Source organism: Paenibacillus sp. 01T443 (assembly GCF_056398325.1).
On the sequence record NZ_JBFTPE010000005.1, the window covers coordinates 487990 to 503203 of the forward strand.

Below are 15214 nucleotides of genomic sequence, written 5' to 3' on the forward strand. Positions count from 1 at the left end.
AAAAAAGCCCCCCGTCACCAGGAGGGAGGGGCTAGGGGAACTTTAGCTCTACAGGAATGCAGACCGTCATCAACTATTGTTCGTTTGGTCAGCTTCGATTGCTGCATAAGAGTAGATCGGTTTGGCATGTTGGCTTTTGCGTTCATTAGGTCGGCTGTTGAAGAAGCACTACTGGCAATGCCTGCGATTCTCTGAAGCTAATATATACTATTCAACTCTACCAATTTGGTGTAGGTAATTGTTTAGTAGATTCGATCCATTTTATAACCTGCATAAAACGTAAGTTTAATGGACGGACTATTGGCTTGGAGGGCGGTAGCGGTATGACTCTGTAGGCGGGAATCGGTTGATAATAAGTGCAGTTAGGCGCTTTGAGAATATGATATGATGGGGCAATATGACATTCACCTATTATTGGAGGGAATTAAGTGAGCAACCATGAAGTTCGCAGCTATGAGGATACCTTTACTTTGTATGAATTGATCGAGGAAAGTACGCAGTCCCGCGTAATCGTATGTCCGGAGCGAGGCGGCATTGTGATCGGATGTCAGCTGCATGGACTTGAGCTCTTCTATTTGGACAAGGCAACCTTTGAGCACAAAACCGCAAATATTCGGGGAGGAAATCCGATTTTGTTCCCAATATGCGGACAGCTTGAGGAGCAATCCTACGAGTGGAACGGCAAAACCTACAGCATGGCTAACCACGGCGTCGCACGTACTGCCGTATGGGATGTTGTCAGCACTAATGCTGACGGAGAAGCATCGATTACGATTCGCCTGCAAAGCAATGAAGATACGCTGCGCTCATACCCTTTTGCATTCGAGCTGCTGTTTACCTACGTGCTGCAGAATGGAGAACTTCATACACGCCAAACCTACCGCAATCGAAGCGAGGCTGCGGCGATGCCTTTTTATGCTGGCTTCCATCCTTACTTTGCGATCGATTCGGACAAGAAGATCGCCTACGAGATCGATGCGACCCGCTATGTCGATTATAACGATAATATCGAGAAACCATTTGATGGCGTCATCGATTTGGAAGGGCTTGTCGAATCCGTCTGCTTGCTTGATGCGAAGAAAGGCGAAATTTCCTTCCCAGTTGTACAAGGCGCTCGCGTGCGCTTGACTTATGATGACATTTTCAAATATATGGTGCTATGGTCGGTTAAGGACCGTCCCTTCGTGTGCGTTGAGCCCTGGATGGCGATGACGGGAGAGCTTGGCCGCAAAGAGGAGCTTGTCATGCTAAATGCCGGTGAAGAGCTGCATGCCAATCTTACGATCAGCTGCGAGCGCTAATTCAGCCTAGATACAAGCGTAAACGGCTGTCGCCGTCCTCTGTGGCAAAAGCTGTCGTGGCGCGGAGCTATAATTGAAAAAGAGGGACTCCCCCGCTTGCCAGTGATCTAATGATCTAACCATGGCGAACGATGGAGTCCCTTTTTTAAAATTAAAATCTTAGTACCCTTCCCCTTGACCGCCTGTCACGATGGCAATACCCGAGCTTGCGCCGATTCGCGTTGCACCCGCCGCGAACATTTGCAGCGCCGTTTCACGGTCGCGCACGCCGCCGGATGCCTTAACGCCGATATCAGGGCCTACCGTACGGCGCATCAGCGCAATATCCTCGACCGTTGCTCCGCCTTTGCCAAAGCCCGTTGAAGTCTTCACGAAGTCGGCGCCTGCCTTCTTGCAAATCTCGCTTGCCGTAACCTTCTCCTCATCCGTGAGAAGCCCTGTTTCAAGAATGACTTTAAGGACGGCTTGTCCTTTCACTGCCGCGGCAACGCCCTCTACATCACGCCGCACGCCATCCAAGTCGCCCGATTTCAGCAAACCGATGTTCAATACCATATCGACTTCCGTCGCTCCGTCTTCGATGGCAAATTTAGCTTCAGCGGCTTTGGATGCTGTCGTAGTCGCTCCAAGCGGGAAACCGACTACGGTTGTAATACCAACCCCGGAACCCTTCAATTCTGCAGCTGCTGCCGCTACCCAGCCTGCGTTCACGCAAACCGTTGCGAAATGATATTGTTTAGCTTCACGGCAAATTTGCAAAACCTCATCCTTCGTTGCGTCTGCCTTAAGTATCGTATGATCGATCATCGCCGCAATTTCCGCTGGCGAGTAAGTTGTACCGTCGCTCATTATTTATTCCTCCGCTTCATCTTAGTGCTTTCCTATACTCCGGTAATGGCGCAGCCGAAGCGCGTCGTCTCCGTCCTATTCAATAGGTTAAACGAGTACGCAGGTTACGTTTCATTATACGAAGCTTTGTACAAAACAACAACAATGCCAGGTGATAACTGCCATTAGTTTACTTTTGCAAGTTCGATACGCTATGATTGTTATGCTCATCGTACAGCTGCGGCCTAAGTGCCCTGTCTTTCGCTGTGCTTGAATAAACCTTAGGAGGTCATCCATTCATGGAAAACATGCTTAGCAAAATAAATGAAGCTGCGGCTTACATACGCGACCAGCTGCAAAGCCAGCCTCAAATCGGTCTTATTCTTGGCTCTGGTCTTGGCGTTATGGCCGATGAGGTTATCGAATCGATCGTGATCCCTTACGAGCAAATTCCCCACTTTCCGGTTTCCACGGTAGAAGGCCATTCCGGCGAGCTCGTTATCGGGCAGTTGGAAGGTAAAACGGTGCTCGTCATGAAAGGGCGTTTTCATTACTATGAAGGCTACTCCATGAAGGAGGTTGTGTTCCCTGTCTACGTCATGAAGCAGCTCGGCATTCAGACACTGCTTGTAACGAACGCCGCCGGCGGCATGAACCGCTCGTTCGCCGCCGGCGATCTGATGCTGATAACCGACCATATTAACAACACGGGCAGCAACCCGTTAATGGGAGCCAACATCCCTGAGCTCGGCCCCCGCTTCCCGGACATGTCGCAAGCCTACAACCGCGAGCTTCGTGCCATCGTGGCAAGCAAAGCAGAAGAGCTGGACATCAAGCTGCAGCAAGGTGTCTATGTCAGTATTTCGGGTCCTACCTACTGTACACCGGCCGAGCTTTCGATGATGGCAGGCTGGGGGGCAGATGCTGTGGGCATGTCAACGTCTCCTGAAGTCATCGCGGCTAATTACATAGGCATTCGCGTAGTCGGCATTACTTGTATTACCGACATGGCGATCGGCGACGAGTTAGAGCCACTTACGCATGAACAAGTCGTGCGCGTAGCTGAGCAAGCAAGACCCAAGTTCATTGCCCTTGTGAAAGCATCGGTAGGCGCATTCCGCGTGTAACAATTAGAAATCACATTAAGCTGTCCCTAAGTCGATGACTTTCGGGCAGCTTCTTTTTTTTCATACGAAGGGCTGTACTCTATTCTTTACTATATGCTCACAATCTTATCCAGTACATACAGCAGGAGAGATGCGAATTTAGCCACTATAGTCATGACTTATCTTAGCAGCTCATCTCCCTCCGCTCCGTTCACCCGATGCCGGGCTGTGTCTTCAGTTTTCTCTCATACATGAAATATACGACCAGGTAGAAGATAAAAAATACGCTGGATACCAAATACATGGTTGCGTAATTGCTCCATGTCGCAACTAGTCCAAGCAGCATTGCGCCGCTGCCAATTCCTATATCGAAGGCATTGTAGAAGGTCGCTGTCGCCACCCCTCTGCGCTGCGGCTCTACACGGTCAATTACCCATGCCTGCAAGCCTGGAAAAATGGCTCCAAAGCCCGCCCCGTAAAATACGGCCGCAAGCAGCAGCATCCCCGTAGATTTGGTCATGTAGAGAATCACGCAGCCCACGATGCAAAAAACCGCCGCAGGAAAGAGTACCCAAAACCGTCCTTTTGTATCAAAGATCCGTCCGCTCACAAATCGGATAAGAAACTCGCTGAGGGCCAGCACCAAGAAGAAAAATCCGATGTTTTGCACGCCAGTCTCTTTGCCGAACAGTGTTATGAAGCTGATTACCCCTCCAAGAGATAAACCCACAAGCAGCCCGAGCAGTGACGGCATCAGCGCTTTCGGCTCCACAAACCTCAGCATGAGAGGCGTATTGGCCTCTGCAGCCGCCTTTATCTCTGCCCGCTCCGCTCGCGTATCTCCCTTTACGAACGCGGTGAAGACAAGGGCCAGCAGCAGGATACAAGCGCCGACAACAAACAACGCAGTGAAACCGAATTCCTCCATCAGCCAAATGCCGAGGAAGGGCCCCAAAGAGATAGCTACGGCGTTGCCTGTTCCGAAGAACCCCATGCCCTCGCCCCTTCTGGAGGCAGGTATAATGTCTGAGGCAACCGTGCCGTACAGCGTTGTCGAAATACCGAAGCCTACGCCGTGTACGATGCGAAGCATCAGCATCATCGTAATCGTAACCGCAGCGTAATAGCTGGCCGTTCCGATTAAACAGATCGCAACCCCAACGAGGAGCAGCAGCTTTTTGCCGAATTTATCGGAGGCCATGCCGACAAACGGACGCAGCAATACGGCCGAAAAAGTAAATAAGCCAATGATAAGTCCGATCTGGGCGTCGGTTCCGCCTTTGTTTGCCGCAAACATAGGCAGCGTAGGCAGCAGCATTTCCAGTGATAAGAATAAAAATAAATTAGATAAGATCAACAAAACAAACGGTTTAGTCCATAACGTTTCCTTCACAGTGGGTTTCCTCTCGTGCTGCCATCGGCTGCGCGTATTTTTTTATTCACTATCGTTAATATACATTCTAAAAATGCCGATTTATACTATAGGTACTTTGAACTGGCTTATTAGAAATTTTGGAATCGAGGTCTCATCTTATGCATTTACCTAAGAAGCACGAACAAGCAGGAAGCCGTGTCTATACCTCTTTCCTAACTCAGCTCCTTCGCAATTATCTCTTCGGATCTGCGGTTGCCGTAGTCGGAGTCGGCGGCGGCGTTGTTTTTTCCACCTTATCCATCCCCTCCAACGAACGTTTTGTATTAGGTGCAATCATGACCATTTCCCTTGTCATCATGATCGTCTGCGAGCTGTTTGTCTTCTACCAGCATCTAAGGCCGATTCAGGGCATCTTTAAAGCGCAGCAGCCGACGTCCGAGCAGCTGAAAAACGCTTATTTACATACTCACAGATTTCCTGTGTTATCCGTTAGGCGCACCTTCGGCCCCCACTTTCTGGGTTTGCTGCTTCCGGCTGTCAGCATGGCCATCGTCTTTATTAAGCTAAGCTATATGAAACTGCCTTATTTTTATATCGGAATCGCTGCCGCTGTCGCCTTTATGATTGCCAGCATGCATGCGATGATTGAGTTTTTCTTAACAACAAAGGCTATTAGGCCCGTTGTCATGCATATTCGCAATTGGCATAAGGAACTATATAATCAGGATATCACGCTTAGCGGCAAAGTTCTCGTATCAATTCGCACAAAATTCCGCTTAAGCGCCTTCCTTATCGGTACGCTGCCCTTATTGCTGTTTGGCCTGGCCTCGCAAATAAGGCTCGATAATATCCAAGGTGAAGGCAGTTTAGCTTATTGGCAATGGGCAGGCATTATTCTCATTATCGGCATCATTTACTCCCTACTCGGAGCGTCGCTGCTCTCTCGCAACATTGAAGACCCTATTCATACGATACAAAACGGTATGAGCAGCGTCCAAGCGGGCAATTTCGAGACGAGTGCGGCGGATATTTATTCAGATGAATTTTCCAAGCTGGTAGCTGGATTCAATCATATGGTGAACGGCCTGAAGGAGCGCGAGCAGCGCAACAATCAGCTTCTGCATAGCTATTTCATGACTCTTGCGGCAGCGCTTGATGCCCGAGATGCGTATACAGCCGGCCATTCTACCCGGGTAGCCCGCTACTCTGTTCAGATCGGACGATTGGACGGATGGTCCGCAAGCGAAATCGAGCTGCTGCATAAAACTGCGCTGCTGCATGATATTGGGAAAATCGGCGTGCGTGATGCTGTGCTGCTCAAGGAAGGCAGGCTAACCGACGAGGAATTTGATCAAATCAAGCTGCATCCCGTGCTCGGCGAAAATATTTTGAAGCAAATTGAGCCTGCAGATGCGATGGCCGAACTGCTGCCAGGCGTTCGCTCACATCACGAGCGTTATGATGGGAAGGGTTATCCGGACGGTCTTGTCGGTACCGATATTCCGCTGTTTGGGCGTGCAATCGCGATCGCCGATGCTTTTGACGCCATGACCTCCGACCGGCCTTACCGAAAAGGCATGACCTATGAGCGAGCGCTATCCATCCTGGAAGAGGGCAAGGGCACGCAGTGGGATCCGAAGCTCACGCAGCTGTTCATCGATTCGCTAAGATTGAAGGACAACCCTGACGAAAATGTCTCATAAATACATATAAGAGCCATACGGGTAAGGGTTAACCTTCCACGTATGGCTCTTTCTTCGGCTTCGATTGAAGCAATAAGTGCGATTCGATTTAACGTTTAATAAGCTTAAAATCATCATAGTGGAAGCCTGGCGCTACCACGCAGGACACAAGAACAGGCTCATCGCCAAGTGGACGCGCCATTTGCCATTCGTTTGCCGGTACGAGCGCTTGCGGCTGATGGCCTGCCAGCACATCCGGACCGACGATGATTTCTTTCCTCGTCTCCGGTGCTTCTTTCGTTCCCCCGAGCGTCAGCAGCAAAGGACTTCCGGAATGCCACATCCACAGCTCGTCCGAATAGACCGTATGCCAATCCGAGAACTCATCGGGATGCAGCAGAAAATAGATGGATGATGCCGCAAAGCGATTTCCTGAATACGGAGCGCCAAGCACCTCCTGCGGTATAACAAAGCCAGCTTTCCAAATTTCCTTGTACCATCCGCCCTCCACGTGCTGCTTCAAACCAAGCGACTCCACTAGCGGCGACAGCTGTTTTACGGATACTCCCATCCATTTCAACCTTCTTTCTCTCTTTTGCTTGCGTATGATCACTCATTTCGTTTCCTCATTCTATAACGCGTAGATCAGATCGTCAATTCATTAAACAGGTGGGGATAGAAGGAAAAAACGAGTTTTTACTCCGTTAATATATGGAACCAGCTTTGTATTTTTCGATTTATAAGTTATACTTATATTAACGAACATTTGGGAGGTGAACAGATGAACAAAGGTGTACAGGAATTTGGACGCATCAGCCGCAAGCATTTGATGAACTTGCTTATTATTGTTCCGCTGCTGCTCGCAGCGCTGTTCGCCTACCAAGCAGGCAACACGTTCGAGCAAACTGCAGGCGCAAGCCGCATACATGCTTCAGTGAAATATACCGCCTCAGTAAGCGTTGGCAAAATGAACAGCACGACTAAACTCTTTTTGCCAGTAAACGTACTGCTCGTCGCCTATTTGCATTCGCTCTTGCTTCTTTTCAGGCGATCTACAACCCTATTTGCGCTTCGCACGTCAGTTCCTCAGCGAATGCGTGACTTGCTTATGACTCCTATTAAATTCACCTCACATTTTGTGGGCTGCTCTTCTCATTCGGTTTATCAATAACCAACAAATGAGGAGGCATACACAATGAACATTAGAGAATCCGACTTGCCCGGTATTGGCCGTAAATACCAAATTATGACGAGAAGCGGCGACAAGTTTGTCATCATCATTCACGATGACGGACGCCGCGAAATGTACCACTTCGAATACGATGATCCGGACGACAGCATTTCCATGGTTACGCTTGAAGACGAGGAAGCCCGGCAGGTTGCCGCTATCGTGGGCGGCATGACTTATAAGCCGAAGGCGCTTGAAACCATTGAAGTCGCGCTTGATGACTTAACCATCGAATGGTACAAGATTGAACCAAACGCCGCATGCATTGGCAGGTCGATCGGTGAAGCCGATATCCGCCAAACGACGGGGGCGACGATTATCGCTGCTGTCGAGAAGGAAGCAAAGCATATCAATCCTGGCCCCGACTATATTTTCAAAGCGGATACTACACTCATCGTCGCAGGTGAGCGGCAGCATCTAAAGCTTCTTAAGCTGATGCTGCAAAACGGGAGCCGTTAATTATGGATCACATGGTGCTGGAGATCGGTCTTGCCGTTATACTCATTGCCTTAGTCGGGCTGTTAGCTGCAAAAATTCGGTTTTCCGTCATCCCGTTTTACATTTTAATCGGCATGGCCGTAGGTCCTCATGCGCCGCATGTTGGCATATTGGACTTCAGGTTTATTCATAGTGCAGATCTAATCGAATTCATGGGGCGGCTCGGCGTGCTGTTCCTCCTGTTCTATTTAGGTCTGGAGTTTTCTGTGGGTCGGTTAATGAAATCGGGTCGCTCTATTGCGATAGGCGGAACTATTTATATTCTCATCAACTTTTCGCTTGGCTTGTTATTTGGCTGGATCAATGGTTTCCCCATCGAAGAAACGATGGTCATTGCCGGTATTACTACGATTTCCTCAAGCGCCATCGTGGCGAAGGTGCTTGTCGATTTGAAACGGACGGCTAATCCGGAGACGGAGATGATTCTCGGAATCATTATGTTCGAGGATATTTTCCTAGCGGTCTATATCTCCGTGCTTTCCGGACTCGTACTCAGCGATTCTTCATCGCTCGGCGGCGTGCTTTTGTCCGCATCCTATGCGCTCGGCTTCATGCTGCTCTTCTTAATCATAGGCAGGAAGGCTGCCCCGCTTCTGAATAAATTGTTTAATATTCGCTCGAATGAGCTGTTTCTGCTGCTCGTGTTCGGCATGCTGTTTCTCGTCGCCGGCTTCTCCGAAACCATTCATGTAGCCGAAGCAATCGGCGCACTGTTAGTCGGCTTAGTACTGGCTGAAACGGTTCACATGAAGCGGATTGAGCATCTGATCCTGCCCTTCCGTGATTTCTTCGGAGCGCTATTTTTCTTCAGCTTCGGCTTGACGATTGACCCTTTCGCGCTTGGCGGAGCGGTATGGCTGTCGCTTGCAGCGGTTGGCGTAACGCTGTTTGGCAATTTCGTTGCCGGCATGCTCGCAGGAAAAAGCGCGGGCCTGTCGCCGAAGGCGTCGGCAAATATCGGCCTAACGATCGTATCGCGCGGCGAATTCTCCATCATTATGGCGAACCTCGGCAAAGCCGGCGGCCTGCTTGAGCTGCTGCAGCCGTTCGCCGCGTTATATGTCCTCATCCTAGCGATAATGGGGCCGCTTCTGACAAAGGAATCGAAGCTGGTGTTCAAAGGTTTAAACGGGATTTTCAGATGGGAAAAATCAAAGAAAGAGAAAGCAAGGGAGCCGGCAGCGGCCAAGGAACATTCGGGCAGCGGCTGAGCAGCCTATTAAGCAGAAGGCCTAATGAGAGCGAATCTCTTAGGCCTTCTTTTTGCTTATATTCATTGAGATAGGATTATTTCTTTTGTTGCTCCTCTGTTTAACAATAGCTGAGAAATCCTGACCATCCCGAACATGCTGATCCTGAAATCGGAACGATTCGCTCCCTTTTCCCCCCGGGCACAGCCCATGCTGGCTATGCTTCCTCTTTCTCTTCTTAAAAGGTCACAAATCCCATGGAGCGCTTTGCCTGATGCAGCGTAGCTTTCGCGGCCTCGGATGCTTTCAGAGCACCGTCTTTCAAAATGGTGATAAGCTCCTCGGAATCAATGATTTCTTTGTACCTCTCCTGGATCGGGATTAGCTTCTCAACCACAACCTCAGCTAAATCCTTCTTGAAGCTGCCGTAGCCCTGACCCTCATACCGTCTTTCAATGGCAGCAATAGAATCTCCGGAAAACACGGCATAAATCTCAATGAGATTGCTGACAGCAGGCTTAGCCTCCCAATCCAAACGCACGCTTCCCTCCGAATCGGTTACGGCTTTAGAGAATTTTTTCCTGATCTCATCCGGTGAATCTAGCATCAGCACGCAGCTATTGCGGTTCGGGTTGCTTTTGCTCATTTTTTTGCTTGGGTCATCCAGCCCCATAATACGGGAACCGAGGCTTTGAATAATCGGCTCCGGCACGACAAAGGTACTTCCAAAACGGTTATTGAAACGCAGCGCTAAATCTCTGGTCATCTCTAGATGCTGCTTCTGATCGTCACCAACAGGCACATGCGTCGCTTGGTAGAGGAGAATATCCGCTGCCATCAAGGCAGGATAGGTAAACAATGCGGCACTCACCGAATCTTTACCGTCCGACTTTTCTTTAAACTGCGTCATTCTGCTCATCTCGCCGAAATGGGATTGCGTCTCCATCATCCATCCTAGCTCAGCATGCGCAGGCACATGCGATTGAATAAATATGGTGGATTTCTTAGGATCAATTCCCGCGGCAATATAAAAGGCTGCAATATCCTTCGAACGTTGATATAACTCTTTCGGATCTTGAGTGACCGTTATTGCATGAAGATCCGGCACAAAGAAAAAGCATTCATACTCATGTTGAATCGTAATAAATGGCTGCAGCGCTCCCCCATAGCCTCCAATATTCAGCTCGCCGCTAGGTTTAATCCCGGAAATGACTCGTTTCATTTTCGTTCCTCCTTGTTTTTGGGTATACAAGCGTAAACGGCTGTAGCCGTTCTTTGCGGCAAAAGCTCGTTTCGCGGAGATTTATAAGGACATTGATAAGTGAAAACTTATAATGTCCTTATAAATAAAAAAACACCTGTCCGCTAAAAAAGGGACGAAGTGTTTGCTCCGCAATACCACCCGAATTCGGCCGATGGCCGCACTCTTTCATGTCAATTTCTAACACGATTCCCCTAGATAACGGAGGGACTCACCGTCAACGCCTACTGGCTGGTTACCCAGCGTTCGGATTGAAGCGAAAGAAACCATTCACCCGGACAATTGTGCCAGACCTCTCACCAGTCGCTAGCTCGCTTTGACAATTGCGTCAGACTACTATTTTCTTTCATGGCCTTCGGATATAAATGGATAAAAATCACAATACAACAACCGAATCCAATTAGTCAATCTTTTCCTTTTCCATCCAGGCACTGGCTGCTCAGTAGCTTGCATAGGGAGGATCATCCCCCTCGCTTTGGTGAAACGTCATCGAACCGCGCCCCACTCGGTATGAAAAAGACCGAAAATTCGACTCCGTTCCCTTTTTCCAGCTCTCGCTAAAAGTAACGACGTAGACATTTTCCGTCAATGTTTCCGCTTTTGTTTCTCTTTTCACCATATAACCCTCAATAAATCCCTGCCATTGCCCAACTTCATTAGGAAAAGCGTCTATCGTCGTACCTCCCCCCGCTGTGGCAAAGGCTACTGCTTCTTCTATGGTATATGGCGGCATCGGTGGAGAGTTCTGATTAAGCGCTCCCCAAGAAACCACGTAAATCAGGATCGGAATAAGCACACAAAGTGCTGCTTTCTTTTGCTTTAACGCCCTCGCTTTCAGCCACCGATCCAAAATTCCGTATCCTAATGCAATAACTATCCCGCTTAACATATAAAATCCGCTCGGAATCAAAATCCCAATGCCAAGACCAAAAAAACCGTGCAATCCGACAGCAAGCCAAGCTTGCCGCTCAAACCATTTATTGCGCACCCACATTATCCCGATTGAAACCGCGTTTCCATAAATTAAAACAATAGCCCCGATATACATCGCGTATATAAAAGACCATTCCATCAGCTGAGTTCCAAGATGATATTGGACTCCGGAACCGCGGTCTCCAAGCACATGATAACCAGCCATCATAATAGAGGCAACGGCCGTTACGACAAAAGTAGCGGTTAATTTTCGAATGATAAGATCGGTTGCATTCTCCAAGCAAATTCACTCCATCCCTCGTTCGTTCCTTTGCAGCGATGTCCCCATCATAGCTGCGCGGCGAAATGAACAACAGTTCTAACTTTTGTAGAACCCTCGATGCCTTATGCATATTTAATAGAGTCTGATCATATGTTTTCTAGTAAAAGCCGATAGACAAGCGATGTCTCTAGTAGGGGTGATTTCATGAACCAAAGGCTGACTGAGCTTGTTCGATTGTTTCGGACATTTATGATCATCATGGTCATTACGTTCTCGACTACTGTCGTAATAGGGCTGGTCCTAGCTTCATTTAATCCTGATTTTAAGCAAACATCGGGTAAAGCCGTAAAGATGCCAGCTGGTTTTTTTAGCAATCTCTTAAGCTTTGAAATGCCGCATTATCAAGCAGAAGCGCATATCGGGAATACCAATAAAACGGTGAATTTTTTGCTGTCGTATTTGTTGGATGTCGATTTCAATGATCCGAAAGCGCTTATGGGCGGCATCTTGCCAGGAATGAGTACTAATCGATCAACCCTTCTCTACCCTGGAAATGATACCGAGGGAGCCATTGATTATCCTAGCGATGATGAGCATCATGTGCCAGAAACAGGTGAATCAGAAAATAACCATTCCGCCAATCCGGCTCCGGCTCCGACTCCGTCTCCTGACAACGAGCCTTCCGAAGAAGAGGAGAATACCATAGAGCCGCCTGTCAAAACCGTCTCGGCACCCGAAATATTTGTTTATCACTCCCATAATCGCGAATCGTGGCTGCCTGAATTACCGTCCGTCAAAAAGGAATCGCTTGCGTTCGATAAAAAAACAAACGTCACCCTATTGGGCGAACGATTAACGAAGAAATTAAACGAGGCCGGATTTAAAAGCCTGCACGACGCGTCCGATTATCCCTCCATTTATGGTGATCTTTATAATGGACTTGATTCGTACCTATATTCCAGAAAAAAAGTTAAAGAACTCCTTGCTACCAACAAGGAGCTTCACTATTTTTTTGATATCCATCGCGATTCCGGTCCCCGCAAAGCAACCACGGCGGAAATAAATGGTGTGCAGTATGCTCAGCTCTATATCATTATTGGGGCCGAGAATCCGAATTGGGAAAGCAACTATGCTTTTGCCAAAAAATTTATCAAAATCCTAAACGATAAGTACCCCGGCTTATCAAAAGGCATTTTTGCAAAAGACCACTCGCAGGGTAATGGCGTCTACAACCAGGATCTAGCGCTGAACAGCATGATTATTGAGGTCGGAGGCGTTAATAATACGCTCGAAGAATCTTATCGCACGATTGACGCTTTATCGAGTGTCATTGCGAGGCTTTATAAGAATGATAAAGCTTAATTGTTTAGTAGAATTCGCCTAGTTTCAAGCTGATAATGCTTTTTGTCCCTCAATATCATAGCTAACCATTTGCTTGTTTCACCAATCTCTCTTTCGTTTCGCTGAGCCGGTCCTTCGCATTTGTGGAATCCACCGGTTCCACCCAAGCAAAGCCGTCTTCAGCGTAACGAGGAAAGATATGCATATGATAGTGCGTCAAATCATTGAATTTGCCGCCATTCTGAATGACCGTTATTCCATCTGGCTGGAATTCAGCCTTTAGCAGCCTTGCCAGCATGGCAGATGCTTTCATAATTTCGTTCGCTGTTCGTTCGTCCAAATCATCGACGTCAAGAAAATGCTGCTTTGGCAGGATCAGCAGATGTCCTTCATTTAATGGAGCGATATCAAGGAAACAAGTAACCCATTCGTTTTCGTAGACGGTGTATGCCTCTATTCGATGATTGGCAAGCTGGCACCCCAAACACGGCATTTCTGACATTACATTTCCTCCCTCAGCATATTTATTGTATGTTTTTCCAATTATATATCATGATTAAGGCTTTATTGCTGAATTTCTGTTAAATATTTCACCTATGACAACGAAAAAAGGAGCAGTCTTAGCTGCTCCTTTCTCCTATTTCGTGTGTTCCACTCACTTTGATACCGGGATCTTAGCATGCTCTTATTTATGGCCGGCCAGCCATGAAGCAAGCTGTGTGATCTCCTCATCCGTCAGCTGTCCTTTGTAAGCAGGCATTCCGTTCCCGCCATTGTTTATCTGCGTTTTGATTTGTTCAACGGACATTTCCTTGCCGACATGCTGTAAGTTAGGTCCATTCGCGCCAGAGAGGTCAACGGCATGACAGCTTACGCAATTTTTGCCGTAGAAGGACTCCGCTTCTGCCGTATTGACAGTCGTATTGCCAGCGTTGTCAGTGTTGCCAGTGTTCTCTGCCGGTGTTTCGGTATTGGCCCCATTATTGGTTTTATTACCGTTGCCGCAGGCAGATAGTGCAAGGATCAGCGCGAAGGCAGACAGTAATAAAACCCATTTGTTTTTATAAAACATTTTGTTTCCTCCTAATATAGGGAGATTTGTTGTTACTTTTCCCAGAAGCGAATGATGTATGCAGCGTTTCCTAAAGATTTTCAGAAAAGGTAAGACTGCGCATAACAGAAAGTGAACTGGTTATCCTAACAAAATGCATGACGGATTAACAGAAATACGCTTTGATGCGGGGTGATTTTGTGGATATACAAGGAGATCTGGTTAACCACTTAACCGAGCTGAGGAAAAGATTGATTATCGTAATCGCCTGTTTCTTCGTCGCTATGAGCGGAGGGCTTTATGCAGCCCCAAGCATTTTGCGGTACATCAAATCGGGTCTGACCGCCAAATCGGTGGAATGGAACGTCTTCTCGTTCACGGACGGTTTGTTCATCTATTTGCGCTGCGCGTTCCTGTTCGCCATTCTGTTCACACTGCCCGTTCTGCTTTACCATACCTGGGCGTTTGTGCGGCCTGGACTAACGGAAACGGAAGCAAAAGGAACGCTTGCCTATGTACCCTTGTCATTCCTATTGTTTCTTGTTGGTGTATCGTTTAGTTATTTTCTTGTGTTTCCGATGATGCTCGAATTCATGATGGAAATGAACCATAATGTCGGCGCCGTTGAAACGTACGGGATCGATCGGTACTTTTCCTTTCTGTTCAGTGTCGTGTTCCCGCTTGGCATCGCCTTCGAAATGCCGCTCATCATCCTGTTTTTGACGAAAATCGGGCTGCTCACTCCTGAACGGCTGAACGGCTCGCGTAAATATGCCTATGTTGCTCTTGCCGTTGTCGGGGCATGCATCTCCCCGCCGGACTTTGTCTCTCACCTCTCCGTGACCGTGCCACTGCTGCTGCTCTTTGAGATTAGCGTGCTCGTAACCAGAAGGTATGCTAAACGAGTGGCCGCCGTTCCATCACCTACTTGAACCAAAAAGGAGAATAACATATGTTAAATAACATCGGTGTCTCAGGGTTAGTCATTATTCTGCTTATCGCGCTCATCGTTTTTGGGCCGGCTAAGCTTCCGCAGCTCGGCCGGGCATTCGGCGATACGCTGCGCGAATTCCGCAGCTCAACGCGCGGCATAGTGGACGATGATCAAAGCCTTCCATCCACAGACAAAAAGGATGACGTGCAGAAACTGCTGTAGAA

Annotated in this window: 16 protein-coding genes; 9 read left to right on the forward strand and 7 right to left on the reverse strand. The window is 48.2% G+C overall.

What is annotated here, in order from left to right; genetic code table 11:
* Positions 1–428: 428 nt before the first annotated feature.
* Positions 429–1301 (forward strand): aldose epimerase family protein, encoded by an 873-nt coding sequence (locus tag AC1DLI_RS09815; RefSeq protein ID WP_477601937.1) that lies wholly within the window; start codon positions 429–431, stop codon positions 1299–1301.
* Between the two features lie 159 nt (positions 1302–1460).
* Here the strand turns inward: AC1DLI_RS09815 and deoC are convergent, their stop codons facing one another.
* The gene (deoC, locus tag AC1DLI_RS09820; RefSeq protein ID WP_477601939.1) at positions 1461–2150 is read right to left on the reverse strand and encodes a deoxyribose-phosphate aldolase; all 690 of its coding nucleotides are present in this window, start codon (positions 2148–2150) and stop codon (positions 1461–1463) included.
* Between the two features lie 278 nt (positions 2151–2428).
* Here deoC and AC1DLI_RS09825 point away from each other — a divergent pair, with 278 nt between their 5' ends.
* The gene (locus AC1DLI_RS09825; protein ID WP_477601941.1) at positions 2429–3256 is read left to right on the forward strand and encodes a purine-nucleoside phosphorylase; all 828 of its coding nucleotides are present in this window, start codon (positions 2429–2431) and stop codon (positions 3254–3256) included.
* A gap of 190 nt (positions 3257–3446) precedes the next feature.
* On the opposite strand, the gene AC1DLI_RS09830 is transcribed toward AC1DLI_RS09825, so the two are convergent.
* The gene (locus AC1DLI_RS09830; RefSeq protein ID WP_308997281.1) at positions 3447–4628 is read right to left on the reverse strand and encodes an MFS transporter; all 1182 of its coding nucleotides are present in this window, start codon (positions 4626–4628) and stop codon (positions 3447–3449) included.
* A 140-nt stretch (positions 4629–4768) separates the two neighbouring features.
* Here AC1DLI_RS09830 and AC1DLI_RS09835 point away from each other — a divergent pair, with 140 nt between their 5' ends.
* Complete coding sequence (locus tag AC1DLI_RS09835) at positions 4769–6313, forward strand: HD-GYP domain-containing protein (protein WP_477601943.1); 1545 nt, start codon at positions 4769–4771, stop codon at positions 6311–6313.
* An 88-nt stretch (positions 6314–6401) separates the two neighbouring features.
* Here AC1DLI_RS09835 and AC1DLI_RS09840 read toward each other — a convergent pair whose 3' ends face one another.
* A complete protein-coding gene (locus AC1DLI_RS09840) occupies positions 6402–6863 on the reverse strand; it encodes a cupin domain-containing protein (protein WP_308997279.1) in 462 nt (153 codons plus the stop codon).
* 210 nt (positions 6864–7073) lie between these two features.
* Here AC1DLI_RS09840 and AC1DLI_RS09845 point away from each other — a divergent pair, with 210 nt between their 5' ends.
* The 3 genes from AC1DLI_RS09845 to AC1DLI_RS09855 are packed head-to-tail and all read left to right on the forward strand — an operon-like array spanning position 7074 to position 9229.
* Positions 7074–7463 (forward strand): hypothetical protein, encoded by a 390-nt coding sequence (locus AC1DLI_RS09845; protein WP_477601946.1) that lies wholly within the window; start codon positions 7074–7076, stop codon positions 7461–7463.
* A 24-nt stretch (positions 7464–7487) separates the two neighbouring features.
* A complete protein-coding gene (locus AC1DLI_RS09850) occupies positions 7488–7979 on the forward strand; it encodes a cation:proton antiporter regulatory subunit (protein WP_477601948.1) in 492 nt (163 codons plus the stop codon).
* Between the two features lie 2 nt (positions 7980–7981).
* Positions 7982–9229 carry a cation:proton antiporter gene (locus AC1DLI_RS09855; RefSeq protein WP_477601950.1) on the forward strand — a complete coding sequence of 416 codons (1248 nt, stop codon included), beginning with the start codon at positions 7982–7984 and terminating at the stop codon, positions 9227–9229.
* A gap of 217 nt (positions 9230–9446) precedes the next feature.
* Here AC1DLI_RS09855 and trpS read toward each other — a convergent pair whose 3' ends face one another.
* Together trpS and AC1DLI_RS09865 are read right to left on the reverse strand one after the other, a co-directional pair.
* Positions 9447–10430 (reverse strand): tryptophan--tRNA ligase, encoded by a 984-nt coding sequence (gene trpS, locus AC1DLI_RS09860; protein ID WP_477601952.1) that lies wholly within the window; start codon positions 10428–10430, stop codon positions 9447–9449.
* A 478-nt stretch (positions 10431–10908) separates the two neighbouring features.
* Positions 10909–11682: a hypothetical protein gene (locus AC1DLI_RS09865; protein ID WP_477601954.1), complete on the reverse strand. Its 774-nt coding sequence runs from the start codon at positions 11680–11682 to the stop codon at positions 10909–10911.
* 186 nt (positions 11683–11868) lie between these two features.
* Here AC1DLI_RS09865 and spoIIP point away from each other — a divergent pair, with 186 nt between their 5' ends.
* A complete protein-coding gene (gene spoIIP / locus AC1DLI_RS09870; RefSeq protein WP_477601956.1) occupies positions 11869–13026 on the forward strand; it encodes a stage II sporulation protein P in 1158 nt (385 codons plus the stop codon).
* Positions 13027–13087: 61 nt separating this feature from the next.
* Here the strand turns inward: spoIIP and AC1DLI_RS09875 are convergent, their stop codons facing one another.
* Entirely contained in the window at positions 13088–13498 is a 411-nt protein-coding gene (locus AC1DLI_RS09875) for an HIT family protein (RefSeq protein ID WP_477602367.1), read from the reverse strand.
* A gap of 192 nt (positions 13499–13690) precedes the next feature.
* A complete protein-coding gene (locus tag AC1DLI_RS09880) occupies positions 13691–14077 on the reverse strand; it encodes a c-type cytochrome (protein ID WP_477601958.1) in 387 nt (128 codons plus the stop codon).
* Positions 14078–14256: 179 nt separating this feature from the next.
* On the opposite strand from AC1DLI_RS09880, the gene tatC reads away from it, so the two are divergent.
* Both tatC and tatA read left to right on the forward strand, forming a co-directional pair.
* The gene (tatC, locus tag AC1DLI_RS09885; protein ID WP_477601960.1) at positions 14257–14988 is read left to right on the forward strand and encodes a twin-arginine translocase subunit TatC; all 732 of its coding nucleotides are present in this window, start codon (positions 14257–14259) and stop codon (positions 14986–14988) included.
* 20 nt (positions 14989–15008) lie between these two features.
* Entirely contained in the window at positions 15009–15212 is a 204-nt protein-coding gene (gene tatA, locus AC1DLI_RS09890; protein ID WP_477601962.1) for a twin-arginine translocase TatA/TatE family subunit, read from the forward strand.
* Positions 15213–15214: the final 2 nt, after the last annotated feature.

Coding starts and splice junctions, on each gene's coding strand:
- deoC (WP_477601939.1), bottom strand. CDS start 2,150: ATGAGCGACGGTACAACTTACTCGCCAGCGGAAATTGCGGCGATGATC.
- AC1DLI_RS09825 (WP_477601941.1), top strand. CDS start 2,429: ATGGAAAACATGCTTAGCAAAATAAATGAAGCTGCGGCTTACATACGC.
- AC1DLI_RS09835 (WP_477601943.1), top strand. CDS start 4,769: ATGCATTTACCTAAGAAGCACGAACAAGCAGGAAGCCGTGTCTATACC.
- AC1DLI_RS09840 (WP_308997279.1), bottom strand. CDS start 6,863: ATGGGAGTATCCGTAAAACAGCTGTCGCCGCTAGTGGAGTCGCTTGGT.
- AC1DLI_RS09845 (WP_477601946.1), top strand. CDS start 7,074: ATGAACAAAGGTGTACAGGAATTTGGACGCATCAGCCGCAAGCATTTG.
- AC1DLI_RS09850 (WP_477601948.1), top strand. CDS start 7,488: ATGAACATTAGAGAATCCGACTTGCCCGGTATTGGCCGTAAATACCAA.
- AC1DLI_RS09855 (WP_477601950.1), top strand. CDS start 7,982: ATGGATCACATGGTGCTGGAGATCGGTCTTGCCGTTATACTCATTGCC.
- trpS (WP_477601952.1), bottom strand. CDS start 10,430: ATGAAACGAGTCATTTCCGGGATTAAACCTAGCGGCGAGCTGAATATT.
- spoIIP (WP_477601956.1), top strand. CDS start 11,869: ATGAACCAAAGGCTGACTGAGCTTGTTCGATTGTTTCGGACATTTATG.
- AC1DLI_RS09875 (WP_477602367.1), bottom strand. CDS start 13,498: ATGCCGTGTTTGGGGTGCCAGCTTGCCAATCATCGAATAGAGGCATAC.
- AC1DLI_RS09880 (WP_477601958.1), bottom strand. CDS start 14,077: ATGTTTTATAAAAACAAATGGGTTTTATTACTGTCTGCCTTCGCGCTG.
- tatA (WP_477601962.1), top strand. CDS start 15,009: ATGTTAAATAACATCGGTGTCTCAGGGTTAGTCATTATTCTGCTTATC.